This is a genomic window from Streptomyces sp. NPDC016677 (assembly GCF_055562815.1).
In genome coordinates, this window is record NZ_JBVHEO010000001.1 from 1033250 (window position 1) to 1059068 (window position 25819).

The 25819-nt window shown below is 71.9% G+C and carries 21 protein-coding genes; 11 read left to right on the forward strand and 10 right to left on the reverse strand.

Annotated elements, in window-relative coordinates:
* Positions 1 to 23 precede the first annotated feature (23 nt).
* Complete coding sequence (gene ileS, locus ACZ3IG_RS04555) at positions 24 to 3170, reverse strand: isoleucine--tRNA ligase (RefSeq protein WP_467428892.1); 3147 nt, start codon at positions 3168 to 3170, stop codon at positions 24 to 26.
* Between the two features lie 469 nt (positions 3171 to 3639).
* On the opposite strand from ileS, the gene ACZ3IG_RS04560 reads away from it, so the two are divergent.
* The 5 genes from ACZ3IG_RS04560 (at position 3640) to ACZ3IG_RS04580 (ending at position 8479) form a co-directional block, all read left to right on the forward strand.
* Positions 3640 to 4707, forward strand: coding sequence for a TraR/DksA family transcriptional regulator (locus ACZ3IG_RS04560; RefSeq protein ID WP_467428894.1), 1068 nt, complete (start codon positions 3640 to 3642; stop codon positions 4705 to 4707).
* Positions 4708 to 4757: 50 nt separating this feature from the next.
* Complete coding sequence (lspA, locus tag ACZ3IG_RS04565; RefSeq protein ID WP_467428896.1) at positions 4758 to 5336, forward strand: signal peptidase II; 579 nt, start codon at positions 4758 to 4760, stop codon at positions 5334 to 5336.
* 48 nt (positions 5337 to 5384) lie between these two features.
* Complete coding sequence (locus tag ACZ3IG_RS04570; RefSeq protein ID WP_215167881.1) at positions 5385 to 6329, forward strand: RluA family pseudouridine synthase; 945 nt, start codon at positions 5385 to 5387, stop codon at positions 6327 to 6329.
* Positions 6326 to 6802 carry a GNAT family N-acetyltransferase gene (locus tag ACZ3IG_RS04575; protein ID WP_467428899.1) on the forward strand — a complete coding sequence of 159 codons (477 nt, stop codon included), beginning with the start codon at positions 6326 to 6328 and terminating at the stop codon, positions 6800 to 6802. The genes ACZ3IG_RS04570 and ACZ3IG_RS04575 overlap by 4 nt, the downstream gene beginning before the upstream one ends.
* Positions 6803 to 6892: 90 nt before the next feature.
* On the forward strand, positions 6893 to 8479 hold the full coding sequence (locus ACZ3IG_RS04580) for a Na+/H+ antiporter (protein WP_467428901.1): 1587 nt from the start codon (positions 6893 to 6895) through the stop codon (positions 8477 to 8479).
* 21 nt (positions 8480 to 8500) lie between these two features.
* Here ACZ3IG_RS04580 and ACZ3IG_RS04585 read toward each other — a convergent pair whose 3' ends face one another.
* Positions 8501 to 9628 (reverse strand): mechanosensitive ion channel family protein, encoded by a 1128-nt coding sequence (locus tag ACZ3IG_RS04585; protein WP_467428903.1) that lies wholly within the window; start codon positions 9626 to 9628, stop codon positions 8501 to 8503.
* Between the two features lie 93 nt (positions 9629 to 9721).
* On the opposite strand from ACZ3IG_RS04585, the gene ACZ3IG_RS04590 reads away from it, so the two are divergent.
* On the forward strand, positions 9722 to 10366 hold the full coding sequence (locus tag ACZ3IG_RS04590; protein ID WP_467429206.1) for a dienelactone hydrolase family protein: 645 nt from the start codon (positions 9722 to 9724) through the stop codon (positions 10364 to 10366).
* On the opposite strand, the gene ACZ3IG_RS04595 is transcribed toward ACZ3IG_RS04590, so the two are convergent.
* The 4 genes from ACZ3IG_RS04595 to ACZ3IG_RS04610 all read right to left on the reverse strand — a co-directional run bounded on the left by ACZ3IG_RS04595 (position 10351) and on the right by ACZ3IG_RS04610 (position 15196).
* Positions 10351 to 12000: an alkaline phosphatase D family protein gene (locus tag ACZ3IG_RS04595; protein WP_467428905.1), complete on the reverse strand. Its 1650-nt coding sequence runs from the start codon at positions 11998 to 12000 to the stop codon at positions 10351 to 10353. The two genes, ACZ3IG_RS04590 and ACZ3IG_RS04595, sit on opposite strands and share 16 nt — an antisense overlap.
* A gap of 149 nt (positions 12001 to 12149) precedes the next feature.
* Entirely contained in the window at positions 12150 to 12995 is an 846-nt protein-coding gene (locus ACZ3IG_RS04600; RefSeq protein WP_467428906.1) for a thioredoxin domain-containing protein, read from the reverse strand.
* Positions 12996 to 13077: 82 nt separating this feature from the next.
* Positions 13078 to 13782, reverse strand: a complete 705-nt coding sequence (locus tag ACZ3IG_RS04605; RefSeq protein WP_467428908.1) for a hypothetical protein — start codon at positions 13780 to 13782, stop codon at positions 13078 to 13080.
* Between the two features lie 76 nt (positions 13783 to 13858).
* Positions 13859 to 15196, reverse strand: coding sequence for a DUF2252 domain-containing protein (locus tag ACZ3IG_RS04610; RefSeq protein WP_467428911.1), 1338 nt, complete (start codon positions 15194 to 15196; stop codon positions 13859 to 13861).
* 224 nt (positions 15197 to 15420) lie between these two features.
* Here ACZ3IG_RS04610 and dnaE point away from each other — a divergent pair, with 224 nt between their 5' ends.
* Positions 15421 to 18960: a DNA polymerase III subunit alpha gene (gene dnaE, locus ACZ3IG_RS04615; protein WP_467428913.1), complete on the forward strand. Its 3540-nt coding sequence runs from the start codon at positions 15421 to 15423 to the stop codon at positions 18958 to 18960.
* A 76-nt stretch (positions 18961 to 19036) separates the two neighbouring features.
* Here dnaE and ACZ3IG_RS04620 read toward each other — a convergent pair whose 3' ends face one another.
* Positions 19037 to 19204, reverse strand: coding sequence for a hypothetical protein (locus ACZ3IG_RS04620; RefSeq protein WP_467428914.1), 168 nt, complete (start codon positions 19202 to 19204; stop codon positions 19037 to 19039).
* 222 nt (positions 19205 to 19426) lie between these two features.
* Between ACZ3IG_RS04620 and ACZ3IG_RS04625 the strand changes: the two genes are divergently transcribed.
* From ACZ3IG_RS04625 to ACZ3IG_RS04640, 4 genes are all read left to right on the forward strand, one after another.
* Positions 19427 to 20650, forward strand: coding sequence for an NYN domain-containing protein (locus tag ACZ3IG_RS04625; protein ID WP_467428916.1), 1224 nt, complete (start codon positions 19427 to 19429; stop codon positions 20648 to 20650).
* Between the two features lie 120 nt (positions 20651 to 20770).
* Complete coding sequence (locus ACZ3IG_RS04630; protein WP_467428917.1) at positions 20771 to 21745, forward strand: ABC transporter ATP-binding protein; 975 nt, start codon at positions 20771 to 20773, stop codon at positions 21743 to 21745.
* A gap of 83 nt (positions 21746 to 21828) precedes the next feature.
* Positions 21829 to 22653 (forward strand): ABC transporter permease, encoded by an 825-nt coding sequence (locus tag ACZ3IG_RS04635; protein ID WP_467428919.1) that lies wholly within the window; start codon positions 21829 to 21831, stop codon positions 22651 to 22653.
* A 34-nt stretch (positions 22654 to 22687) separates the two neighbouring features.
* The gene (locus ACZ3IG_RS04640) at positions 22688 to 23350 is read left to right on the forward strand and encodes an AAA family ATPase (protein WP_467428921.1); all 663 of its coding nucleotides are present in this window, start codon (positions 22688 to 22690) and stop codon (positions 23348 to 23350) included.
* 271 nt (positions 23351 to 23621) lie between these two features.
* Here the strand turns inward: ACZ3IG_RS04640 and ACZ3IG_RS04645 are convergent, their stop codons facing one another.
* The 3 genes from ACZ3IG_RS04645 to ybaK form a co-directional block, all read right to left on the reverse strand.
* Complete coding sequence (locus tag ACZ3IG_RS04645; RefSeq protein ID WP_467428923.1) at positions 23622 to 24503, reverse strand: alpha/beta fold hydrolase; 882 nt, start codon at positions 24501 to 24503, stop codon at positions 23622 to 23624.
* A gap of 112 nt (positions 24504 to 24615) precedes the next feature.
* Entirely contained in the window at positions 24616 to 25194 is a 579-nt protein-coding gene (locus ACZ3IG_RS04650; RefSeq protein WP_467428926.1) for a TetR/AcrR family transcriptional regulator, read from the reverse strand.
* Between the two features lie 105 nt (positions 25195 to 25299).
* A complete protein-coding gene (gene ybaK, locus ACZ3IG_RS04655; protein WP_215167895.1) occupies positions 25300 to 25800 on the reverse strand; it encodes a Cys-tRNA(Pro) deacylase in 501 nt (166 codons plus the stop codon).
* Between the last annotated feature and the right edge of the window lie 19 nt (positions 25801 to 25819).

Consider the following 25819-nt stretch of genomic DNA (forward strand, 5'->3'; position numbering starts at 1 on the left):
GAACCGGGCCTCTCGCGCGTCGGTCAGGCCTTGCGGAGACGGAACGTCAGGGACAGGCCCTCGTCCGTGAAGGCGTCCCCGTACGTGCTGTCCGCCTCGCCCTCGGCGAAGTCCGTGGCCAGGACCTCGTCGGCGATCAGGGCGGCGTGCCCGGTCAGGGCGGCGACGACCGCCGGGTCCGTGGCCGTCCAGCGCAGGGTGATGCGGTCGGCGACGTCCAGGCCGCTGTTCTTGCGGGCCTCCTGGATCAGGCGGATCGCGTCCCGGGCGAGGCCCGCGCGGCGCAGTTCCTCGGTGATCTCCAGGTCGAGGGCGACCGTGGCACCGGAGTCGGAGGCGACCGACCAGCCCTCGCGCGGGGTCTCCGTGATGATCACCTCGTCGGGAGCGAGGGTGATCGTCTCGCCGTCGACCTCCACCGAGGCCGTGCCCTCCCGCAGGGCGAGGGAGAGCGCCGCCGCGTCCGTGTTCGCCACGGCCTTGGCGACGTCCTGGACGCGCTTGCCGAACCGCTTGCCCAGGGCGCGGAAGTTGGCCTTGGCGGTGGTGTCGACCAGGCTGCCGCCGACCTCGGAGAGGGAGGCGAGGGACTCCACGTTCAGCTCTTCCGTGATCTGCGTGTGCAGTTCGGGGGAGAGCGTGTCGAAGCCCGCGGCCGCGATCAGCGCGCGCCGCAGCGGCTGGCGGGTCTTGACGCCGGACTCCGCGCGGGTGGCGCGGCCGAGTTCGACCAGGCGGCGCACCAGGACCATCTGCCGCGACAGCTCCGGGTCGATCGCCGTCAGGTCGGCCTCGGGCCAGGAGGACAGGTGTACGGACTCCGGGGCGCCCGGGGTGACCGGCACGATCATGTCCTGCCAGACCCGCTCGGTGAGGAACGGCGTCAGCGGGGCCATCAGCTTGGTGACTGTCTCGACGACCTCGTGCAGGGTGCGCAGCGCCGCCTTGTCGCCCTGCCAGAAGCGGCGGCGGGAACGGCGTACGTACCAGTTGGACAGGTCGTCGACGAACGCGGACAGCAGCTTTCCGGCGCGCTGGGTGTCGTAGCCCTCCAGGGCCTGGGTCACCTGGTCGGTGAGGGCGTGCAGTTCGGAGAGGAGCCAGCGGTCCAGGACGGGGCGGTCGGCGGGGGCCGGGTCGGCCTCGCTCGGCGCCCAGCCCGAGGTGCGGGCGTACAGGGCCTGGAAGGCGACCGTGTTCCAGTACGTGAGGAGCGTCTTGCGGACGACCTCCTGGATGGTGCCGTGGCCGACCCGGCGGGCCGCCCACGGGGAGCCGCCGGCCGCCATGAACCAGCGGACCGCGTCGGCGCCGTGCTGGTCCATCAGCGGGATCGGCTGCAGGATGTTGCCCAGGTGCTTGGACATCTTGCGGCCGTCCTCGGCGAGGATGTGGCCGAGGCAGACGACGTTCTCGTAACTCGACTTGTCGAAGACCAGGGTGCCGACGGCCATGAGGGTGTAGAACCACCCTCGTGTCTGGTCGATGGCCTCGCTGATGAACTGGGCCGGGTAGCGGGACTCGAACAGTTCCTTGTTCTTGTACGGGTAGCCCCACTGCGCGAACGGCATCGAGCCCGAGTCGTACCAGGCGTCGATGACCTCCGGCACGCGCGTGGCCGTCTTGCCGCAGCCGTCGTGGCGGCAGGCGAAGGTGACCTCGTCGATGTACGGGCGGTGGGGGTCCAGGCCCGACTGGTCGGTGCCGGTCAGCTCGGTCAGCTCGGCGCGGGAGCCGGCGACCGTGAGGTGGTCGTCCTCGCAGCGCCAGATGGGCAGCGGGGTGCCCCAGTAGCGGTTGCGGGAGAGCGCCCAGTCGATGTTGTTGTTCAGCCAGTCGCCGTACCGGCCGTTCTTGACGGTGTCCGGGAACCAGTTGGTCTTCTCGTTCTCCGCGAGGAGACGGTCCTTGATCGCCGTGGTGCGGATGTACCAGGACGGCTGGGCGTAGTAGAGCAGCGCGGTGTGGCAGCGCCAGCAGTGCGGGTAGCTGTGCTCGTAGGGGATGTGCTTGAAGAGCAGGCCGCGGGTGTCGAGGTCCTCGGTGAGCTGCTCGTCGGCCTTCTTGAAGAAGACGCCGCCGACCAGGGGGAGGCCCTCCTCGAAGGTGCCGTCGGGGCGGACCGGGTTGACGACCGGCAGGCCGTAGGAGCGGCAGACCTTGAGGTCGTCCTCACCGAAGGCGGGGGACTGGTGGACCAGACCGGTGCCGTCCTCGGTGGTGACGTAGTCGGCGTTGACGACGTAGTGGGCCGGTTCGGGGAACGCGACCAGCTCGAACGGGCGCCGGTACGTCCAGCGCTCCATCTCGGCGCCGGTGAAGGTCTGGCCGGTGGTCTCCCAGCCCTCGCCGAGGGCCTTCTCCACGAGGGGGGCGGCGACGACGAGCTTCTCGTCGCCGTTGGTGGCGACGACGTAGGTGACCTCGGGGTGGGCGGCCACGGCCGTGTTGGAGACGAGCGTCCAGGGGGTGGTCGTCCAGATCAGCAGGGCGGCCTCGCCGGCCAGCGGGCCGGAGGTGAGCGGGAAGCGGACGTAGACGGAGGGGTCGACGACCGTCTCGTAGCCCTGGGCCAGCTCGTGGTCGGACAGGCCGGTGCCGCAGCGGGGGCACCAGGGGGCGACGCGGTGGTCCTGGACCAGGAGGCCCTTGTTGAAGATCTCCTTCAGGGACCACCAGACGGACTCGACGTACTCCGGGTCCATCGTGCGGTACGCGTCGTCGAGGTCGACCCAGTAGCCCATGCGGGTCGTCAGCTCGGTGAAGGCGTCCGTGTGGCGGGTCACCGACTCGCGGCACTTGGCGTTGAACTCCGCGATGCCGTACGCCTCGATGTCCGGCTTGCCGCTGAAGCCCAGCTCCTTCTCCACCGCCAGCTCCACGGGCAGGCCGTGGCAGTCCCAGCCGGCCTTGCGGGCCACGTGGTAGCCGCGCATGGTGCGGAAGCGGGGGAAGACGTCCTTGAAGACGCGGGCCTCGATGTGGTGGGCGCCCGGCATGCCGTTGGCGGTGGGCGGGCCCTCGTAGAACACCCATTCGGGGCGGCCCGCGGACTGCTCCAGGCTTTTGGCGAAGATCTTCTGTTCGCGCCAGAAGTCGAGCACCGCGTGTTCGAGCGCGGGCAGGTCGACCTGGGCGGGTACCTGGCGGTACAGCGGCGGCGTATTCAACGCGTTTCCTCCGGCGGATGTGCTGCCTTCCGTCGGAGGGACGAGAGCGTCGTGCTCCCGCGGTACCACCCTCCTTGGCTCCCGGTGCGCCTTGTGCGCCGGTGAGCCCCCTCATTGGGGTCGCGATGCCGGGTCTACTCGCCGCGTCCGGTCCGGTACGGCTTTCTTCCGGCGGCTCCGGGGTGATCTTCGCGTCGGGCTCGCCCCCGGGCTCACACCGTCCCCGGGTCGCTCTGGGCTGCGTACGCCGCTACTCGTCCCCATCCACGCTTTTCGCTCCGCCCAGTGTACGGCGCCCGGCGGACAGCGGCCGACCGGTTTTCGGACCGGCATACCCGGCGGGGAGCTGGGCACAACGGATGCAGGCCGGTCGAGCGGGGCGGTGCGCCCCGTTGCCGCGGGACTCAAGTCGATTTATCGTCCCAGCACGATTCGCGTGCAAGATCACGGTGTGTGAAGGGGCCGCGGCATGGTGGCGAAGAAGACCGCCGTACGGCACTCGGGGTCCGGTGGACCCGCCCGTGCCCCGGCCTCCGGCACCGCTGGCTCCGCCGGTGGGGTGGGGGAGGGGGCCGGCGGGAAGAAGAGCACGAACACGCGGGGCGGAGGGAAGGCTGCTGTGGGGAAGGCCGCGGTGAAGGAGAGCGCGGCCGGGAAGGGTGCTGCGGGGAAGAGCGCGGTGAAGGAGAGCGCGGCCGGGAAGGGTGCTGCGGGGAAGAGCGCGGTGAAGAAGACCGCGGCGAAGAAGGTCGCCGCGAAAAAGACCGCGGCGGAGAAGACCGCCGTGAAGAAGGCCGTGGCGGAGAAGGTCGCCGTGAAGAAGTCCGCGGCGGAGAAGGCCGCCGTGACGAAGTCCGTGGCGGAGAAGACGGCGGTGAAGAAGACGGCAGCGAAGGAGAGCGCGGCCGAGAAGGTCGCTGCGGAGAAGTCCGTGGCGAAGAAGACCGCGGCGAAGAAAGCCTCAGGGAAGAAGGTCGCGGCAGCGCCGGGTGGCGTGGCGGGGAAGAGCACGGCCAAGAAGGCGGGCGCGGCCGAGGCCGCGGAGCAGACGGGAGCCACGACGGTGGTTGCGAAGAAGACCCCTGGCACGGCCACGGCGGCCAAGACGGCGGTACCGAAGGCGCGGGGCGGCGCGGTGGAGCCAGGCGACCTCGCGGTACGCCCCGGTGAGGACCCGTGGACCCCCGAGGAGGTCGAGGAGGCGCGCGGGGAGCTGCAGTCCGAGGAGGCCCGGCTCCGGGCCGAGCTGGACTCCTCCGAGCGGGCGCTGCAGGGCCTGATGCGGGACTCGGGGGACGGCGCGGGGCACGACGAGGCGGACACCGGCACCAAGAACATCACGCGCGAGCACGAGCTGGCGCTGGCCGCCAACGCGCGCGAGATGCTCACCCAGACCGCGCACGCCCTGGAGCGGCTGGACGCGGGCACCTACGGACTGTGCGAGAACTGCGGCCGGCCGATCGGCAAGGCCCGGATGCAGGCGTTCCCGCGGGCCACCCTGTGCGTGGAGTGCAAACAGAAGCAGGAGCGCCGCTGAGGTGTGCCGTACTCTCTTCCTCAGTCAGGTACCTAGGTCGAGGGACTCACGTGGCAGAGGCGGAGCGCATCATCGGTACGCCGGACACCCCGGACGAGGCGGGGGACGGGCAGCAGGAGGCCGCCGGCGCCGAGCGGCCCCGGGGCAAGCGCCGGATCGCCGTGCTGTTCGCGGTGGCCGTGTTCGCGTACGCGCTGGACCTGGTCAGCAAGATGATCGTGGTGGCGAAGCTGGAGCACCACGAGCCGATCGAGATCGTCGGGGACTGGCTGCGACTGGTGGCGATCCGCAACGCGGGGGCCGCCTTCGGCATCGGTGAGGCGTTCACCGTGATCTTCACGGTGATCGCGGCCACCGTGATCGTCGTGATCGCGCGGCTCGCCCGCAAGCTCTACAGCCTGCCGTGGGCCGTCGCGCTGGGCCTGCTGCTCGGCGGGGCGCTCGGCAACCTCACCGACCGGATCTTCCGTTCGCCGGGTGTCTTCGAGGGCGCGGTGGTGGACTTCATCGCGCCCAAGCACTTCGCGGTCTTCAATCTCGCCGACTCGGCGATCGTGTGCGGCGGCATCCTGATCGTGCTGCTGTCCTTCCGGGGCCTGGACCCGGACGGCACCGTCCACAAGGACTGAGCACCTGCCGGTGGGGGAGTGCCGGACCCGTCCGGCATACTCGACCGGGTGAGCACGCTTCCCGAGATCCGTACCCTGCCCGTGCCCGACGGCCTGGAGGGCGAGCGCGTCGACGCCGCCATCTCCCGGATGTTCGGCTTCTCCCGTACCAAGGCCGCCGAGCTGGCGGCGGCGGGGAAGGTGGCGGTCGACGGCTCGGTGGTCGGCAAGTCCGAGCGGGTGCGCGGCGGGGCCTGGCTGGAGGTCGAGATGCCGCAGGCGCCCGCTCCGGTCCAGGTCGTCGCCGAACCGGTCGAGGGCATGGAGATCGTCCACGACGACGAGGACGTGGTCGTCATCGTCAAGCCGGTCGGGGTGGCCGCCCACCCGTCGCCCGGCTGGACCGGGCCGACGGTCATCGGCGGGCTCGCCGCGGCCGGATACCGGATCTCCACGTCCGGCGCCGCCGAGCGGCAGGGCATCGTGCACCGCCTGGACGTGGGCACGTCCGGGCTGATGGCGGTCGCCAAGTCGGAGCGCGCCTACACCTCGCTCAAGCGCCAGTTCAAGGAGCGCACGGTCGACAAGCGCTACCACACGCTGGTGCAGGGCCACCCCGACCCGACCAGCGGCACCATCGACGCGCCCATCGGCAGGCACCCGCAGCACGACTACAAGTGGGCGGTCACGGCCGAGGGCAAGCCGTCGGTGACGCACTACGACCTGATCGAGGCGTTCCGCGCGGCCTCCCTGCTCGACGTGAAGCTGGAGACCGGCCGCACCCACCAGATCCGCGTCCACATGGCCGCCCACCGCCACCCCTGCGTCGGCGACCTGACCTACGGCGCCGACCCGACCCTCGCCAAGCGGCTGCGCCTGACCCGCCAGTGGCTGCACGCCGTCCGGCTCGGCTTCGAGCACCCCGGCACCGGCGACTGGGTGGAGTACGCCAGCGACTACCCGGACGACCTCCAGCAGGCCCTGGACCGGGTCCGGGAGGAGACCTACGCATGAGCGGCGGTACACCGGTGTACGAGGTGCGCGTCGCCGAGGACCCCGCCGACCGCGAGGCGTGCTTCGCGGTCCGCAAGGAGGTCTTCGTCGCCGAGCAGGGCGTCGACGAGGAGATCGAGTACGACGCCTACGACGCCGTCGCCACGCACGTCCTGGCGGTCCGCGAGGACGGGGTGCCGCTGGGCACCGGGCGGCTGCTGCACGGCGCGGCGGCGGCCGGGAAGACCGGCGGCGACGCGGGCGTGGGGTCGCTGGGGCGGCTCGCCGTGACCCGGGCGGCCCGGGGGCTGGGCGTCGGGGCCGCGCTGGTGCGGGCCATCGAGGACGCGGCACGCGCGCGAGGGCTCACGGCGGTGGACCTGCACGCGCAGACCCACGCCCTCGGCTTCTACGAGCGGCTCGGCTACACGGCGTACGGTCCGGAGTTCCCCGACGCGGGGATACCGCACCGCGCGATGCGACGCGCTCTGTGACCCGGGGTTCTCGACGGGGCGACGGGGAAGACGAGGTGGCAGGCTGGAAGCCTGCCGTGTGATCGCCGAGACCCCTCCGGAGCGCTGACCGTGGATCAGTTGGCCCTGCTGTTCGTGCTGTTGCTCGGGGCCCTGCTGAGCGTCCCGGTCGGCGACCGGCTCGGGCTGCCGGCGCCGGTGCTGATGACAGTGCTCGGCATCGTGCTGGCGCTGCTCGACTTCGTGCCCAACGTCGACATCCCGCCCGACCTCATCCTGCCCGCCCTGCTGCCGCCCCTGCTGTACGCCGCCGTACGGCGCACCTCCTGGCGGCAGTTCGCGGCCAACAAACGGCCCATCTTCCTGCTGGCCGTCGCCCTGGTCTTCGTCACCATGACCTGCGTGGCCGCCGTGGCCCACGCCATCGTGCCGGGCCTCGGCCTCGCCGCCGCCTTCGCGCTCGGGGCGCTGGTGGCGCCGCCCGACCCGGTCGCGGCCACGGCCGTCGCCGGGCAGCTCGGGCTGCCCCGCCGCCTGGTGTCCATCCTGGAGGGCGAGGGGCTCTTCAACGACGTCACGGCCATCGTGCTGTACAACGTCGCCATCGCCGCCGCCGTCGGCGGGACCTTCTCGCCGTGGGCGGCCGGGCTCGACCTGGTGCTGTCCGCGGTGGTCGCCGTCGCCGTCGGCCTGGCGCTCGGGTGGGCGGCCAACAAGGTCCTCGGCCTGCTGGGGGACGCGACCCTGCAGATCGGGCTGACGCTGCTGGTGCCGTACGCCTCCTACGTCCTCGCCGAGGAACTGCACGGCTCGGGGGTGCTGGCCGTGCTCACCACCGCGATGTTCCTCGCCGAGTACGCCTCCGACGCCGACGACGTGCTGACCCGGCTGGCCGGGCACACCGTCTGGGACGTCGTCGACACCCTGGTCACCGGGGTCGCCTTCGGGCTGATCGGACTGGAGCTGCACAACGCGGTGCGGACCGCGTCCGGTCACTGGGCCGAGCTGCTGGGCTGGGCCGGGGCCGTGGTGGGCGTGGTGATCCTGGTGCGGCTGCTGTGGCTGCTGCCGGCGACCTGGCTGACGAAACGGCTGCACGCCAGACGGGACCGGGACGAGGACATCCCGATGAGCCTGCGGGAGACCGTCGTCATGTGGTGGGCGGGGATGCGCGGGGTGGCCTCGGTGGCGCTGGCCCTGGCGATCCCGCTGGAGACGGACGACGGGGCGCCCTTCCCGCACCGCGAGGAGATCGTCTTCATCGCGTTCGGGGTGATCCTGGTGACGCTGCTGGTGCAGGGGCTGACCCTGCCCTGGCTGGTCGGGCGGCTGCGGGTGACGGCCGACACCGAGCAGGAGAAGGAGTTCGAGCGCGCCCTCGCCCGGCGCGCGGCCAAGGCGGCCCGGCAGCGGCTGCGCGAGATCGAGGCGGTCGAGGAACTGCCGGAGGAGCTGACCGAGCAGATGCTGCGGCGGGCCTTCGACATCGGCCTGCGGATCAGCCCGGAGATCGGCGACGAGGAGCGGCGCGAGGCGCACGAGCAGCGGGCGCGGCGGATCAAGCGACTCCGCCGCATCCAGGGCGAGATGCTGAGCGCCGCCCGGCACGAGGTGCTGGCCGCGCGCAGCGAACCCGGCGCCGATCCGGAGATCGTCGACCGGGTGCTGCGGCATCTGGACGTACGCAGCCTGCGCTGACCGCCCCTGGGGCCGCCGGGGTCAGTGCGGCTGGCCCCGGGTCGGCTGGTGCGGCAGGCGGCGCGGGGTGCCGTCGGGGGAGGACTTGCGCAGGGAGGTGCGGCGACCGGGCGGGAGGGCCGCGTCGGCCGTGTTGACGCGGGGCAGGGCGTAGGGGTGCTCGTCGGCCAGCCAGCGGATCATCTGCTCGCGCACCTCGACCCGTACCGTCCAGATGTCGTCCGCGTCCTTCGCCGTCACCAGCGCCCGCACCTCGATGGTGTTGGGGGTGGTGTCGGTGACGGTCAGGTTGTACGCGCGGCCGTCCCAGGCCGGGCACTGGCGCAGGATGTCGCGGAGCCGCTCGCGCATCGCGTCCACCGGCGCGGTGTGGTCCAGGTACCAGAAGACGGTGCCGGTCATCTGCGGGGTGCCCCGTGACCAGTTCTCGAACGGCTTGGACGTGAAGTACGACACCGGCATGGTGATCCGCCGCTCGTCCCAGGTGCGCACGGTCAGGAAGGTCAGCGTGATCTCCTCGACCGTGCCCCACTCGCCGTCCACCACCACCGTGTCGCCGATGCGCACCATGTCGCCGAACGCGATCTGGAACCCGGCGAACATGTTGCTGAGCGTGGACTGCGCGGCGATGCCGGCGACGATGCCGAGCACCCCGGCCGAGGCCAGCAGCGAGGCGCCGGCCGTGCGCATCTCCTTGAACGTCAGCAGCATCGACGACACGGCCACCACGCCGACCACCGCCGAGACCACCCGCATGATCAGCGACACCTGGGTGCGCACCCGGCGCACCCGGGCCGGGTCGCGCTGGGCGCGGGCCTGGGCGTACCTGGTGTACGACGTCTCCACGACCGCCGCGGCGATCCGCACCACCAGCCAGGCGGCCGAGCCGATCAGCACCAGCGTGAGTATGTGGCCGATCAGGCTCCGGTGCGCGGGGAAGACCCGCGCCTCGACGTACGACCCTCTCAGCAGCGCCGCGCAGAGCAGCAGCTGGTAGGGGATGCGGGCACGGCGCAGCAGCCCCCACAGGGGCGTCTCGTGATGCCGCTCGTCGGCCTTGCGCAGCAACAGGTCGGTGGCCCAGCCGATGACCAGCGTGAGCACCAGCGAGCCGCCGACCACGATCAGGGGGCGGAGTATGTTCTCCATCCCAGGAACGTAACCGGCACCGGCGGACCTGAACATGCGGCCTCCCACCGGAATGTGTGACATAGGTGACCTGAGGGGCGCCCCGGGCGGCTCCTGGCGGGAGCGCGGACCCGCGTTGTCGGACCCGGCTGGCACGATGGCCTCATGAACATCGTGCTCTTTCACTCGACCTTCGGTCTCCGGCCCGCGGTGCGCCAGGCCGCCGACCGGCTCCGCGCGGCCGGTCACCAGGTGTGGACGCCCGACCTCTTCGAGGGACGGACGTTCGACACGGTGGAGGAGGGGATGGAGCACAACGAGAGCATCGGGCGGGAGGAGCTGCTGAGGCGGGCCGTGCTGGCCGCCGCCCCGTACTCGGAGCGGGGCCTGGTGTACGCCGGGTTCTCGCTCGGCGCCTCCGTCGCGCAGACCCTCGCCCTCGGCGACCACCGGGCCCGCGGCCTGCTGCTCCTGCACGGCACCTCGGACATCGCCCCCAACGCCTCGGTGGACGACCTGCCGGTGCAGTTGCACGTCGCCGAGCCCGACCCGTTCGAGACCGACGACTGGCTCAGCGCCTGGTACCTCCAGATGGGCCGGGCCGGCGCCGACGTCGAGGTGTACCGGTACGCCGGGGCCGGCCACCTCTACACCGACCCCGGCCTGCCCGACTACGACGCCGAGGCCGCCGAGGCCACCTGGCGGACGGCGCTCGGCTTCCTCGACACGCTCGGGCAGGAGGCTCAGACCGGGTCGTAGACGCGCTCGACCCGCTGGGTGCCGCTGCGGGTGCGGTACGAGCGGGCCCAGGCGGAGGTGGCCCGCGGGTCGGTGCGGTCGGACAGCACGTAGTAGTCCATCTGCGTCCGCTCGGCGGTGACGTCCAGGACGCCGTAGCCGTGCCGGTCGGTGTCGACCCAGTGGACGTGCCGGTTGGCGGCCCGGATCAGCGGCGCGGCGAGCGCGGACACGGTGCCCTCGGGGACGCCGACGAGGTCGTCGAGGTTGTCGGAGGTCACCGAGGTGACGACGAACTCGGTGGCGGCGGAGGCGGACAGCGGGTACGTCCCGGCGTTGACCGGCACGTCGTTGGCCCAGGCCATGTGGATGTCGCCGGTCAGGAAGACGGTGTTGCGGACGGCGCCCGCGCGCAGGTGGGCCAGGAGTTCACGGCGGTCGTCGGTGTAGCCGTCCCACTGGTCGGTGTTGAGGGCCAGGCCCTCCTTCGGCAGGCCCAGCAGCTCCGCCAGCGGCCTCAGCAGCTCGGCGGAGAGCGCGCCGACCGCGAACGGCGAGATCATCACCGAGTTGCCGACCAGCCGCCAGGTGGTGTCGGACGCGGTCAGCCCGGCCTTGAGCCAGTCGAGCTGGGCGCGGCCGGTGAGCGTGCGCTCCGGGTCGTCGACGTCGCCGGTCCCGGCGGAGACCTGCTGGGAGCGGTAGGTGCGCAGGTCCAGCAGCGACAGATCGGCGAGCTTGCCGAAGCGCAGCCGGCGGTAGGTGGTGCCGGCCAGCGCCGGGCGGACCGGCATCCACTCGAAGTACGCCTGCTTGGCGGCGGCCTGCCGCGCCGCCCAACCGCCCTCGGTGGCCTCGGTGTGGTTCTCCGCGCCGCCGGACCAGGCGTCGTTGGCGATCTCGTGGTCGTCCCAGATCGCGACGACGGGCGCCGCCGCGTGCAGGGCCTGGAGGTCGGGGTCGGTCTTGTGCAGGGCGTGCCGGACGCGGTAGTCGGCGAGGGTGCGGATCTCGTGGGCGGGCGCGGCGGGGCGGACGACGGTGCCGCGGGTGCCGTACTCGCCGGTGCCGTACTCGTAGATGTAGTCGCCCAGGTGGAGCCAGGCGTCGAGGTCGCCGCGGGCCGCGAGGTGGCGGTAGGCCGAGAAGTGGCCGGCCTCCCAGTTGGAGCAGGAGACCACGCCGAACCGCAGGCCGGTGACGGCCGCGTCGGCGGCGGGCGCGGTACGGGTGCGGCCGACGGGGGAGTCGGTGCCGCCGGCGGAGAAGCGGAACCAGTAGTCGGTGGCGGGGGACAGACCCCGCACGTCGGCCTTGACGGTGTGGTCGGAGGCGGCGCGGGCGGTGACGGTGCCCTTGGCGACGACGTTCGTCAGCGCCCGGTCGGTGGCGACGGTCCAGCTCACCGGGGTGTCCGGCCCGGTCCCCGAGCCGGGTATCGCCTCGGGGGCCGGGGTCACCCGGGTCCACAGCAGGACGCCGTCGGGCAGCGGGTCGCCGGAGGCGACACCGTGCAGGAAGGCGGGGGCTGCGTCGGCGGCACCGGCGGGCAGGGCGGCGGCGAGCGGGGCGGCCAGGACGGCGCCGCCGGCCGCGGCCTTGACGACCGTACGGCGGCTGGGGGCGTTCTGGGGAGATCTGGATCGGCTGGTCACGGCCGGTCAGGCTACTGGCCGGTAAGCCGGGGGAGCGGGTGAACCGGTGAGAGTTCACCCGCTCTTCGGCGTCACGTCAGGACGTCACGTCGGGACGTCACGTCGGGACGTCACGTCGGGACGTCACGTCGGGACGTCACCTCGGGACGTCACTTCAGGGCGGCGCCGACCACCTCGGTGAACTCCGCGGCGGTCATCGGCGCGTTGCCGCTGGAGGTCTGGAGCTGCTTGCCGTCCATGACGAGGCTCGGGGTGCCGGTGACGCCGTCCTTGTTCTTGTTGAAGGCGTCGGACATGGCCAGCGCCCAGGCGTCGTAGGTGCCCTTCTTGACGGCGTTCTCGAACTTGGCGTTGTCCTTCAGCGCCGGGACGGTGTCGGCGATCTCGATCAGGTAGTCGTCGCCCTTGAACTTGTCGTCGCTCTCCTCGGGGTGCCACTTGGCCGAGTAGAGCGCCGACTTGTACTTCAGGAACGCCTCCGGGCTCACGTTCAGCGCGGCGCCCAGGGCGCTCATGGCGTTCTTGGAACCCTCGCCGTGCGAACCGACCGAGAACTCGCCGTCCTTCTCGGTGTCGCCGTCGAGGAAGGTGCCGCCGACGAACTGGACCTTGTACTTGCCGTCCTCGACGTCCTTCTCCAGGGTCGGGCCGGCCGCCTGCTCGAACGCGGCGCAGATCGGGCAGCGCGGGTCCTCGTAGACCTTCAGGGTCTTCTTGGCGCTGTCCTCGCCGATGACCACGGTGGTGCCGTTCTCGCCCGTGGTGTTGGCCGGGGCGACGATCTTCGTCTCGTCGGCGACCGTCTCCCAGTGGGTGGGCTTGTTGGACTGCACGACGGCGTAGCCGATGCCGCCGGCTATCGCCAGGACGCCGACGATGGAACAGGCCACGATGATCTGCCGCTTGGCCTTGTCGCGCTTGGCCTGGCGCTCGCGCTCCTGGCGCAGCCGCTCACGGGCCGCCATCTTCTGCTGCTGGCTGTTTCGCTTGCTCATGGTGTCGTGACTCCGTGGGGAGGCGCACACGCGGGTGCGCGGGAACGGGCTGGGGGGACTGCCGGTGCTCGGTGTCGGGTGGTCACCCGAAGGCGAGCGAGCACGGCGGTCCGCGCCGCCCCAGGGAGTGGGCGAGGACGCGGTCGCGGGCGGTGGCGGTACGGCGGACCGGGCGCACCGGGCGGCGCGGGGCCGGGACCGGGCGTACGGTGACCGCCGCGGCGGCCAGCAGCAGCGGCCGGAACGTGGTCGCGGCGGCCGCCCGCAGCAGCTGGGCCAGCGCGCTCTCGCCGTGCCGCAGCCAGGCGGCGGCGAGCAGGCCGACGCCGATGTGCGCCGCCAGCAGCAGCCAGGAGGTGCCGGGCGTGGAGTCGGCGAGCAGGGCCGCGAGCCGGTCCGTGCCGGCGCCGGTGACCTGGGTCAGCGGGTTGGTGACGTCGGCGTGGACGCCGGTGCCGTCACCGCACAGCAGGTCGAAGCCGACCGAGCGCAGCGGTCCGGCGACCGGGCCGCCCGCCGGGCCGTAGCAGACGTGCTGGCCGGTGGTGAAGACCGTGTCGGCGGCCAGCTCCAGCGGGATCAGCAGGGCGGCGATCCCGCCGTAGGAGCGCTCGCGGCCCGCCAGGGCGTACGCGACGAGGAACACACCGGCCGCGACCAGGGCCACCGTGGGCAGCGGCAGCGGGACCCCGGACAGCAGCACGTGCGACGCGGTGCTGAGGGTCACGGCGAGTGCCGTGAACAGCGCCGCGCGTACGGCTCTGAGCGGGGTTCCGGATATGTCCATGGCGTAGAGAGTGTGACACGGGCTCCGGTAAAGGAACCCTAAAGGGCGGCTGTGGGGAAAGCCCGGTACCGAGAGTTCACAGACCCGGGATCCGGCCGTTGCGGAACAGGTCGACGAAGATCTGGTGGTCGGCACGCGCGCGTGCCCCGTACGCGTGCGCGAACTCCACCAGCAGGGGCGCGAAGCCGTCCTCGTCGGCCGCGATCGCGGCGTCGATGGCCCGCTCCGTGGAGAACGGCACCAGCGACTCGCCGGACTGGTCGTCCGCCGCCGCGTGCATCGCGGCCGTGGCCCGGCCGAGGTCGGCGACCACCTCGGCGATCTCCTCGGGGTCGTCGATGTCGCTCCAGTCCAGGTCGACGGCGTACGGCGAGATCTCGGCGACCAGCTGTCCCGCGCCGTCCAGCTCGGTCCAGCCCAGCCACGGGTCGGCGTGCGCCTGGAGGGCGCGCTGGGAGATCACCGTGCGGTGGCCCTCGTGCTGGAAGTAGTCGCGGATCACCGGGTCGGTGATGTGCCGGGAGACGGCCGGGGTCTGGGCCTGCTTGATGTAGATGACGACGTCGTTCTCCAGGGCGTCGCTGTTGCCCTCCAGGAGGATGTTGTACGACGGCAGCCCGGCCGAGCCGATGCCGATGCCCCGGCGGCCCACCACGTCCTTGACCCGGTAGGAGTCCGGGCGGGTCAGCGAGGACTCCGGGAGCGTCTCCAGATAGCCGTCGAAGGCGGCCAGCACCTTGTAGCGGGTGGCCGCGTCCAGCTCGACGCTGCCGCCGCCGGGCGCGAAGCGGCGCTCGAAGTCGCGGATCTCCGTCATCGAGTCCAGCAGTCCGAACCGGGTCAGCGAACGGGCGTCGCGCAGCGCGTCGAGCAGCGGCCCCTGGGCGGTGTCCAGGGTGAACGGCGGCACCTCGTCGCTCTTGGCGCCGGTGGCCAGGGCGCGGATGCGCTCGCGGTACGCGCCCGCGTACACCGTCACCAGCTCGGTGATCTGCTGGTCACCGAGCGCCTTGGCGTACCCGATCAGCGCGATCGACGCCGCGAAGCGCTTGAGGTCCCAGGTGAAGGGGCCGACGTAGGCCTCGTCGAAGTCGTTGACGTTGAAGATCAGCCGGCCGGTGGAGTCCATGTACGTGCCGAAGTTCTCCGCGTGCAGGTCGCCGTGGATCCATACGCGCGAGGTCCGCTCGTCCAGGTAGGGGCCCCGGTCGGAGCCCTCGCGGCCGGCGGTGTCCAGGTCGCGGTAGAACAGGCAGGCGGTGCCCCGGTAGAACGCGAAGGCCGAGGCCGCCATCTTCCGGAACTTCACCCGGAAGGCCGCCGGGTCGGCGGCCAGGAGGTCGCCGAAGGCGGTGTCGAAGACGGCGAGGATCTCCTCGTCGCGGTGCTCGTCGCTGAGCTGCGGGACCGACATCGCGGGGTGCCTCCTGGTGCTGACGGTGCGTACATGCGTGTGGCGACCGGAACGGATCGTCCGACCGGATCAACGTGCGGGGGCGCGCGGGAGTGCCCGCCCGACGCCTCGCCCGAAGGTACGCGGACGGGTCCCCGGAGTGTCAGTCGCGAGGCATAGACTTCGACGCTGACCCCCCGGACTGCCCGCAGCCCGTCACCCCGAGTTTGCCCAGGAGGCCGAACGTGTCCAAGCCGCCGTTCACGCACCTGCACGTCCACACCCAGTACTCCCTGCTGGACGGTGCCGCGCGGCTGAAGGACATGTTCGATGCCTGCAACAACATGGGCATGACACACGTCGCCATGTCCGACCACGGCAACCTGCACGGGGCGTACGACTTCTTCCACACGGCGCAGAAGGCCGGAGTCACCCCGATCATCGGGATCGAGGCGTACGTCGCGCCCGAGTCGCGGCGCAACAAGCGCAAGATCCAGTGGGGCCAGCCGCACCAGAAGCGGGACGATGTCTCCGGTTCCGGCGGTTACACCCACAAGACGATGTGGGCGGTGAACAAGACCGGCCTGCACAACCTCTTCAAGCTCTCCTCCGACGCCTACGCCGAGGGCTGGCTGCAGAAGTGGCCCCGGATGGACAAGGAGACGATCTCCCAGTGGTCGGAGGGGATCGTCGCCTCCACCGGCTGCCCCTCCGGCGAGGTGCAGACCCGGCTGCGGCTCGGCCAGTTCGACGAGGCGCTCAAGGCCGCCGCCGACTACCAGGACATCTTCGGCAAGGAGCGGTACTTCCTGGAGCTGATGGACCACGGCATCGACATCGAGCACCGGGTCCGTGACGGCCTCCTGGAGATCGGCAAGAAGCTCGGCATCCCCCCGCTGGTCACCAATGACTCGCACTACACCTACGCGCACGAGGCGACCGCCCACGACGCGCTGCTGTGCATCCAGACCGGCAAGAACCTCTCCGACCCCGACCGCTTCAAGTTCGACGGCACCGGCTACTACCTGAAGTCCACGGAGGAGATGTACGCCATCGACTCCTCGGACGCCTGGCAGGAGGGCTGCGCCAACACGCTCCTGGTCGCCGAGATGGTCGACACCACGGGCATGTTCGAGAAGCGCGACCTGATGCCCAGGTTCGACATCCCCGAGGGCTACACCGAGGTCACCTGGTTCCAGGAGGAGGTCCGCCGCGGCATGGCGCGCCGCTACCCGGGCGGCGTCCCCGAGGACCGGCAGAAGCAGGCCGAGTACGAGATGGACGTCATCATCCAGATGGGGTTCCCGGGCTACTTCCTCGTCGTCGCCGACTTCATCATGTGGGCGAAGAACCAGGGCATCGCGGTCGGCCCCGGCCGAGGCTCCGCGGCCGGTTCCATCGTGGCGTACGCCATGGGCATCACCGACCTCGACCCGATCCCGCACGGTCTGATCTTCGAGCGGTTCCTCAACCCCGAGCGCGTCTCCATGCCCGACGTCGACATCGACTTCGACGAGCGTCGGCGCGTCGAGGTGATCCGGTACGTGACGGAGAAGTACGGCGCCGACAAGGTCGCCATGATCGGCACGTACGGCAAGATCAAGGCGAAGAACGCCATCAAGGACTCCGCGCGCGTGCTGGGCTACCCGTACGCGATGGGCGACCGGCTCACCAAGGCGATGCCCGCCGACGTCCTCGGCAAGGGCATCGACCTCAACGGCATCACGGACCCCTCCCACCCCCGCTACAGCGAGGCCGGAGAGATCCGCTCGATGTACGAGAACGAGCCGGACGTCAAGAAGGTCATCGACACCGCCAAGGGCGTCGAGGGCCTGGTGCGGCAGATGGGCGTGCACGCGGCCGGCGTGATCATGTCCAGCGAACCCATCGTCGACCACGCCCCGATCTGGGTGCGGCACACCGACGGCGTGACCATCACCCAGTGGGACTACCCGCAGTGCGAGTCGCTCGGCCTGCTGAAGATGGACTTCCTCGGCCTGCGCAACCTCACGATCATGGACGACGCCGTCAAGATGGTGAAGTCCAACAAGGGCGTCGAGCTGGACCTGCTCTCCCTGCCGCTGGACGACCCCAAGACCTTCGAACTGCTCCAGCGCGGCGACACCCTCGGCGTCTTCCAGTTCGACGGCGGCCCCATGCGCTCGCTGCTGCGCCTGATGAAGCCCGACAACTTCGAGGACATCTCCGCCGTGTCGGCCCTGTACCGCCCGGGCCCGATGGGCATGGACTCGCACACCAACTACGCGCTGCGCAAGAACGGCCTCCAGGAGATCACCCCGATCCACAAGGAGCTGGAGGAGCCGCTCAAGGAGGTCCTGGACGTCACCTACGGCCTGATCGTGTACCAGGAGCAGGTGCAGAAGGCCGCGCAGATCATCGCCGGCTACTCGCTCGGCGAGGCCGACATCCTGCGCCGCGTGATGGGCAAGAAGAAGCCCGACGAACTGGCGAAGAACTTCGTCCTCTTCCAGGCCGGCGCCCGCAAGAACGGCTACAGCGACGAGGCGATCCAGGCGCTGTGGGACGTGCTGGTCCCCTTCGCCGGCTACGCGTTCAACAAGGCGCACTCCGCCGCGTACGGCCTGGTCTCCTACTGGACCGCCTACCTCAAGGCCAACTACCCGGCCGAGTACATGGCCGCCCTGCTCACCTCGGTCAAGGACGACAAGGACAAGTCGGCCGTCTACCTGAACGAGTGCCGGCGCATGGGCATCAAGGTGCTGCCGCCCAACGTGAACGAGTCGATGTCCAACTTCGCCGCCCAGGGCGACGACGTGATCCTCTTCGGCCTCTCCGCGGTGCGCAACGTGGGCACCAACGTCGTCGAGTCGATCATCAGGTGCCGCAAGGCGAAGGGGAAGTACGCCTCCTTCCCCGACTACCTGGACAAGGTCGAGGCGGTCGTCTGCAACAAGCGGACCACGGAGTCGCTGATCAAGGCCGGCGCCTTCGACGAGCTGGGCCACACCCGCAAGGGCCTCACCGCGCAGTACGAGCCGATGATCGACAACGTGGTCGCGGTCAAGCGCAAGGAGGCGGAGGGCCAGTTCGACCTCTTCGGCGGCATGGGGGAGGAGGCGAACGACGAGCCGGGCTTCGGCCTGGACGTGGAGTTCTCCACCGAGGAGTGGGACAAGACCTACCTCCTCGCCCAGGAGCGGGAGATGCTCGGCCTCTACGTCTCCGACCACCCGCTCTTCGGCCTGGAGCACGTGCTGTCCGACAAGGCCGACGCGGGCATCTCCCAGCTGACCGGCGGCGACTTCGGCGACGGCGCGGTCGTCACCATCGGCGGCATCATCTCCGGCCTCCAGCGGAAGATGACCAAGCAGGGCAACGCCTGGGCGATCGCCACCGTGGAGGACCTCGCCGGTTCCCTGGAGTGCATGTTCTTCCCGGCGACGTACCAGCTGGTGTCGACCCAACTCGTCGAGGACGCCGTGGTGTTCGTCAAGGGCCGCCTCGACAAGCGCGAGGACGTGCCGCGCCTGGTGGCGATGGAGCTCCAGGTCCCGGACCTGTCCAACGCGGGCACCAACGCGCCCGTGGTGCTCACCATCCCGGCGACCCGGGTCACCCCGCCGATGGTCAGCCGCCTCGGCGAGATCCTCACCCACCACCGGGGCGACAGCGAGGTCCGGATCAAGCTCCAGGGGCCGACCAGGACCACCGTGCTCCGCCTGGACCGGCACCGCGTCAAGCCCGACCCGGCGCTCTTCGGTGACCTGAAGGTGCTGCTGGGCCCGTCCTGTCTGGCGGGCTGAGCCCCCTGGTGACCTGACCGAGGGGCGCATCCGGCGGCGGATGCGCCCCTCGGTGTCTACCGGCGCTCTACGGCCGTCAGTTGTGACCGAAGCGCTTCTGCCGCTTGCCGCGCACGGCGGTGTCGGTGTGCGCCAGCGGCGGGGCGAGCTGCTCGTCCCGGGCCGCCGCGACGGGCCGGTCCGCCTGCTGCGTACGTGCGGACTTGGACTGCTTACGGTCACGGTTGTTCTTGTTCTTGGCCATGATGGTGCCTCCTGTGGGGAAAACAGTGGCCAGAGCCTCGACCAGATTCACATAGGCCGATAAAGAACGCATGTTGGACAATTACCGTCGGTGACCCGCTTCATCGGGGCGCCCGGACCGCAAACGCCACGCCGAAGATCGAGTTCCGACCGTTAACCCCCGCGCGGTCGGGCAGACTCGAAGCAAGCCCGAAGCAAACCTCCCGGAAAGAGGGTGGAAAGCGTGGACCGCTGCATCGTCCTGGTGGACGCCGGGTATCTGCTGGGGGCCGCCGCCAGTCTCCTCGCCGGGGAACCCTCGCGGTCCCGCATCACCGTCGATCACGCCGCCCTCATCCACGGGCTGCGCGAACGCGCCCAGGCCGACACCCAGCAGCCCCTGCTGCGCATCTACTGGTTCGACGGCGCCCCCGACCGCGTCCCGCAGCCCGAGCACCGCAGGCTGCGCGTGATGCCCCGGGTCACCGTCCGGCTCGGCGCGCTGACCCGCAGCGACGGCCGCTGGGCGCAGAAGGGCGTGGACGCCGCGATGCACGCCGAGCTGACCGAGCTGGCCCGCAACCGGGCCTGCTCCGACGTCGTCCTGGTCACCGGCGACGGCGACCTGCTGCCGGGCATGATGGCCGCCAAGGAGCACGGCGTCGCCGTCCACCTGTGGGCCGTGCAGGCCGCCGACGGCGACTACAACCAGTCCGAGGACCTGGTGGCCGAGGCCGACGAGCGGCGCGTCCTGGACCGCGCCTGGATCACCCAGGCCGTCCGCGCCAAGGAGCTGACCGGGGTGTGCGCGCCGCCGCCCGTGCCCCGGCCGGAGATCGCCGCGATCCTCTCCGCGCCGCTGCCCGAGTCGGCGCTCGCCGCCGCGGCCGAGCGGCCCCCCGAGGAGCGCCCGCACCCCGCCCCGCCCGGCGCCTCCCGCAACGGCGCGGGACCGGAGGACCGCGGCCCCGCCGCCAAGGGCGTCCCCACCCCCAAGGACCTGGCCGCCCTGCGCGCCCCCGGCCCCCAGCCCGCCCAGCAGCCCCCCGCCAGTGCCACCCTGCGCTGGTCCTCCGACAAGGGCTGGGTCGACCGGCCGGCCGGCGAGCCCCCCGAGGCCGCCTCCATGCCGACGCTGGCCCAGCTCACCACCGCCGAACAGCGGTGGGCCGACCGGGAGGAGGACATCACCACGGTCGGCGGCGACCCGTACGAGGTCGGACAGGTCTTCGCCCGCCGCTGGGTGGAGCGCCTCGGCGACCAGGGACACCTCCAGAAGCTGTCCGGCATGTACCCGCGCGTCCCGCACCGCATCGACGGCGAGCTGCTGCGCTACGCGGCCCGCTTCGGGCTGCTCGCCCACAAGGACGACCAGATCGACGAACAGGACCGGTACGCCATCCGGGCCGGGTTCTGGCGCGAGATCGGGGTGCGGACGGCGGTGGAACACGGTCCCGCGACCGAGTGAGAGCCCCGCCGGACCCGCCCCGGTGGGCCGACCCGGGCGAGGCCCGGGCGCGCGCACCCCGTAGTCTCGTCCCTTGTGAGTACGCGCGCGGCACAGGCACTTCGACCCGGTGGCGATGCCGTGTGCGTGGTGCGGGGGCTGACCAAGACCTATCCGGCGGTACGCGGCCGGCGCGGCACCCCGGCCGCCCCCGAGGTCAGGGCCACCGACGACGTGGCGCTGGACATCGCGCGCGGCGAGATCTTCGGGCTGCTCGGGCCGAACGGGGCCGGCAAGTCCACCCTGGTGCGGCAGTTGACCGGGCTGATGCGGCCCGACTCCGGGAGCGTGCGCCTCTACGGTCACGACATCGTCCGCCACCCCGAGCGGGCCGCGCGCATCCTCGCCTACCTCGGGCAGGAGTCCACCGCCCTGGACGAGCTGACGGTCTGGCTCGCCGCCGAGACCACCGGACGGCTGCGCGGCCTCGACGCCCGCCGGGCGCGCGCGGAGACCGGCGCCGTCCTCGACGAACTCGGCCTCGCCCCGATCGCCTCCCGCGCCCTCAAGAAGCTCTCCGGCGGCCAGCGGCGGCTGGCCTGCTTCGCCACCGCGCTGGTGGGGGAGCGGCCGCTGCTCGTCCTGGACGAGCCGACCACCGGCATGGACCCGGTGGCCCGCCGGGCCGTCTGGGCGGCCGTCGACCGGCGCCGCGCCGAGCACGGCACGACGGTGCTGCTGGTCACCCACAACGTCATCGAGGCGGAGACGGTCCTGGACCGGGTCGCGGTCCTGGACCGGGGCCGGGTGATCGCCTGCGACTCACCGGCCGGCCTGAAGGAGAAGGTGGCCGGCGAGGTCCGGGTCGACCTGGTGTGGCGCGACGCCGCGCCGCTGCACGTCCCCGAGGTGGCCGCGCTGCGCGACCGCGTCACCGAGTCGGGCCGCCGCTGGACGCTGCGGCTGGCGCCCGAGGAGGCCCGCGCGGTCGTCGCCACGGTCACCGGAGGCTCCGCGTTCGCCGCCCTGGACGACTTCACGCTGGCCACGCCCAGCCTGGAGGACGTCTACCTGGCGCTGGGCGGCGCGGCCCGGCAGGGGCTGGTGAGGGCGTGAACGCCCAGGGACTGAGCGCGCCGGCCGCCGAATCCGTACGTACCGAACAGGACGCCCGCCGGAGCGAAGAGGAGCAGCGCGACGTGAGTGTCGTACCCGCCGATGCACTGCCGGGCGGCGTCCTGGCCGCCGAGGAGCAGGCCGCGCCCGACGCGGCCGAGCTGGGGCCGCGGGCGCGGCTGTGGCCTTCCCTGGCGGCCGTCTACCGGGCGCAGCTGTCGCGGGCCCGGGTCGCGCGGATCCCGCTGCTGTTCGTGGCCACCTTCCAGTCCGTCGGCATCATGATCCTGATGCGCGGGGTGGTGGACGGCGGCGAGGAGGCACAGGCCGTGGTCGCCGGTTCGGCGGTCCTGGTCGTGGCGTTCGTCGCGCTGAACCTGCTCGCCCAGTACTTCGGCCAGCTCCGCGGCAGCGGCGGCCTCGACCACTACGCCACCCTGCCGGTGCCGCCGGCCGCGGTGGTGCTGGGCGCGGCCGGGGCGTACGCCTCCTTCACCGTGCCGGGGACCGTGGTCACGGCGGTGTTCGGCTGTGTGCTGTTCGGGCTGCCGCTCACCCACCTGTGGGTGCTGATCGCCGTGATCCCGCTGGCCGGCGCGGCGCTGGCCGGGCTGGGCGCGGCGCTGGGGCTGCTCGCGCCCCGGCCGGAGCTGGCCACGCTGCTGGGCCAGCTGGGCATGTCGGCGGCGCTGCTGCTCGGGGTGCTGCCCGCCGACCGGATGCCGGAGGCGGTGCGGTTCGCCCGGGACCTGCTGCCGTCGACGTACGGCGTGGAGGCGTTCGCGCGTACGTTCGGGAAGCGGGTCGACTGGGCCTTCGTCCTCGCCGACCTCGCGGTGTGCGGGGCGGTCGGCGTGGTGTCGCTGGCCGTCGCCACGTGGGCGTACCGTCGGGCGGCCGTCCGGTGACGCGCCGCACGGACGGGCCTGGCACGATGGCAGGGTGACCGCACCGCTGACTCCTCCTCCGCCACCCCACGAACACTCGTCCGCGTCCCACCAGGGACAGCCGGTGCCGCCGCCCGTCGGGGCGTACGCGGCCGGCGGCGCGTACGGCCGGTCCGGCGAGCAGGACGGTCCGGGACTGAAGGCCGAAGTGTGGCAGGCCGCCGTGGCCGCGGTGGCGGTGGCGGTGTCCGGGGCGCTGCTCGGCGTGCTGTGGTGGCGGCTGGCGCCGAGCGTGCCGCTCGTCGGTGACGTGGTGGACAAGAGCTGGGTGGTCTACCTCAAGGACTCCGAGGGCGAGCAGGCGGTCGGCGTCGACGGCACGTTCACGCTGCTCGCGCTGGCCTTCGGGGCGCTCAGCGCGCTGGTCGTCTTCCTGGTGCGGCGGCGCGGCGGCGTGCCGCTGGTGGTGGCGCTCGGCCTCGGCGGACTGCTGGGCGCGGTACTGGCCTGGCGGCTCGGGGTGTGGCTCGGGCCGGCGCAGGACGTGATCGCGCACGCGCGGGAGGCGGGCAAGGGAGAGACGTTCTCGGCGCCGCTGAAGCTCGGGGCCAAGGGGGCGCTGCTGGCGTGGCCGCTGGCGGGACTGCTGGTGCACCTGGGGCTGACGGCGCTGTTCGCGCCTCGGGACCCGGAGCCGTACGACGGTACGAGCGGCTGAGACGGGGTCCGTCCACCGCGCGGACCCGGGCCCGGGGAGACGCCCGGGGCCGCGCTCGCGGAACGGGGCGGTCATGGTGATGAGGTGCCGGAGGCCGCCGCCCTGGCGGGCGAGAGGGGCGGGCAGCCCTGCCGGAGCCCTCGTGCGGGACGATCGTCCGGTGTCCGGTGTCCGGTGTCCCGCGACCTGCGTTCGGCGACGGTGACCCCGGCCGGCGTGCGGGGCGGCGCGGGGGAGCCGGGGCCTCGCGGCCCCGGCGGACGGACGCCGGCTACCGGTGTGCCGCCAGGAACGGCAGGACGACGTCGGCCATCTCGTCGGGTACTTCCTCCGCGAGGTCGTGCCCGGCGTCGAAGACGTGACCGGTGACGTCGTGGGCCATGAGCCGCATCTGGGACTCGTTGCGGTCGCCGATGAACGCGGAGCCGCCGAGCGCCAGGACCGGGATGTCGAGCTTCTTCCTCGCGGCCTGCCGGTTCTGTTCCGCGTCGACGAGCATCGCCCGGTAGACGGCGAGCATCGCGCGGATGCCACCGGGCATGGAGTAGCAGCGCACGTACTCCTCGATCGCGTCGGGAGTGGCACTGTCGGGGCGGGAGCGCTCGGACTTGATCATGTAGGTGATCAGTTCGCGTTCGTGCCCGGCGATCAGCATCTCGGGCACGTCCGGCTGGAAGTAGAAGCCCAGATGCCACAGGTGCATGCCGCCGGAGACGTTCTCGGGGGTGAGCGCCGTGTGCTCCTCGAAGCCGAAGCCGGGGAAGAGCGCCTCGGCGAAGACGAGGGAGCCGACCCGGTCGCGGTGGCGGGCGGCGAGCTGATAGCCGATCACCGCGCCCCAGTCCTCGCCGAGCACGGCGTAGGTCTCGTGCCCGAGGCGGGCCATCAGCTCGGCGATGTCGTCGCTCATCGTCGCGGAGTCGTAGCCGTCCGCGGGGCGGGCGGAGTCGCCGAGACCGCGCAGGTCGGGCACGACGACGGTGTGGTGGGGCGTCAGCTTCGGGACGAGGTGGCGCCAGTGGTAGCCGGTCTTGGGCACGCCGTGCAGCAGCACCACGGCGGGGCCGGACCCGGCCGTCCGGTAGTGCAGGCTCGTGCCGTTGACGGCGGCACGGCCGGTGCTCAGGGGCGTGGTGGTGTGGTCGTACATCATGGCGGGGTGCTTCCTTCCTGTCCTGGGCGGGCGCCGTGGACGGGTCTTCGTTTTCTTTATCGATCGTTACAGATTCGAGGCAGAGGGGCCGTCCGGCCGGGGCCGGTGGCCCTCAGTCGAGAGCGGTCAGCGCGACGTCCACCAGGGGGTCGAGGGCGCGCGCGTCCGGGGTGATCTTCGAGGAGACGAGCAGTCCGTTGAGGAAGGTGACCAGGAACGCGGCGACCGTGTGCGGGTCGTGCCGTGCCGCGATCTCACCCCGTTCCATCGCTGCCCGCAGCACCTCGGCCAATGCCTCCCGGCTCGCGTCCTGCATGTCGCGCACGGTGCGCCGGGTCGCCGCGTCCCGGGGCAGCCGCTCGCAGACGGCGTTGACGGCCAGGCAGCCCCGGCCGTCGCTCCTGACGGCGACGCGGATCCGCTCCGTCAGCAGGGTGCGGATCGCCGCGCGGGCGTCCGCCTCCTCCTCCAGGCTGCGCAGGGCGGCCGCCGCGAGGGTGGTGCGGTAGTGCTCCAGCGCGGCCCGGTACAGGCCGTCCTTGTCGCCGAACGCGGCGTACAGGGACCCCTGCCCGATCCCCAGGTGCTGGGTCAGGTCGCGCACCGAGGTCGCCTCGTAGCCGCGCGTCCAGAACAGCTCCATGGCGCGGCTCACCGCCGCCTCCGTGTCGAACTCCCGGGTCCTTGCCATGCCTCCACCGTAAACTATCTGGATCGATCGCTCAAGAAAAGAGGGAGGGGTCCGGCCGGCGGCCCTGGTGCGCGTGGCTCTGCCGCGGGCGCGTCGGCCGAAGGGTCAGGCGCGGCCCACCGGCGCGAGAACCGCGCCGGTCAGCTCGGCCAGGTCTCCCGGGGACAGCTCGATCTCCAGACCCCGGCGGCCCGCCGAGACACAGATGGTGGGGTGGGCCGGCGCCGAGTCGTCCAGGACCGTGGGCAGCCGCTTGCGCTGGCCGAGGGGGGAGATGCCGCCCCGGACATAGCCCGTGGTGCGCTCCGCGAGGGCCGGGTCGGCCATCGCCGCCCGTTTGCCGCCCACCGCCGCGGCCAGCGCCTTCAGGTCCAGCTTGCCCGCGACCGGGACCACCGCGACCGTCAGCTGTCCGTCGACGTCCGCCACCAGCGTCTTGAAGACCCGCTCCGGCGAGACGCCCATCGCCTCGGCCGCCTCCTCGCCGTAGGACGGATGGGCGGGGTCGTGGTCGTAGGAGTGGACCGTGTACGTCACCCCGGCCGCCGTCAGGGCCACCGTCGCCGGCGTGCCCCCCGGCTGCTGCTTCTTCGCCTTCTTCGCCATGGCCGGCAGTTCCTCGGAT

Coding starts and splice junctions, on each gene's coding strand:
- ACZ3IG_RS04575 (WP_467428899.1), top strand. CDS start 6,326: ATGAGCGGCGGTACACCGGTGTACGAGGTGCGCGTCGCCGAGGACCCC.
- ACZ3IG_RS04620 (WP_467428914.1), bottom strand. CDS start 19,204: ATGGCCAAGAACAAGAACAACCGTGACCGTAAGCAGTCCAAGTCCGCA.
- ACZ3IG_RS04605 (WP_467428908.1), bottom strand. CDS start 13,782: ATGGACATATCCGGAACCCCGCTCAGAGCCGTACGCGCGGCGCTGTTC.
- ACZ3IG_RS04560 (WP_467428894.1), top strand. CDS start 3,640: ATGGTGGCGAAGAAGACCGCCGTACGGCACTCGGGGTCCGGTGGACCC.
- ACZ3IG_RS04610 (WP_467428911.1), bottom strand. CDS start 15,196: ATGTCGGTCCCGCAGCTCAGCGACGAGCACCGCGACGAGGAGATCCTC.
- ACZ3IG_RS04650 (WP_467428926.1), bottom strand. CDS start 25,194: ATGGCAAGGACCCGGGAGTTCGACACGGAGGCGGCGGTGAGCCGCGCC.
- ACZ3IG_RS04600 (WP_467428906.1), bottom strand. CDS start 12,995: ATGAGCAAGCGAAACAGCCAGCAGCAGAAGATGGCGGCCCGTGAGCGG.
- ACZ3IG_RS04585 (WP_467428903.1), bottom strand. CDS start 9,628: ATGGAGAACATACTCCGCCCCCTGATCGTGGTCGGCGGCTCGCTGGTG.
- ACZ3IG_RS04645 (WP_467428923.1), bottom strand. CDS start 24,503: ATGATGTACGACCACACCACCACGCCCCTGAGCACCGGCCGTGCCGCC.
- ybaK (WP_215167895.1), bottom strand. CDS start 25,800: ATGGCGAAGAAGGCGAAGAAGCAGCAGCCGGGGGGCACGCCGGCGACG.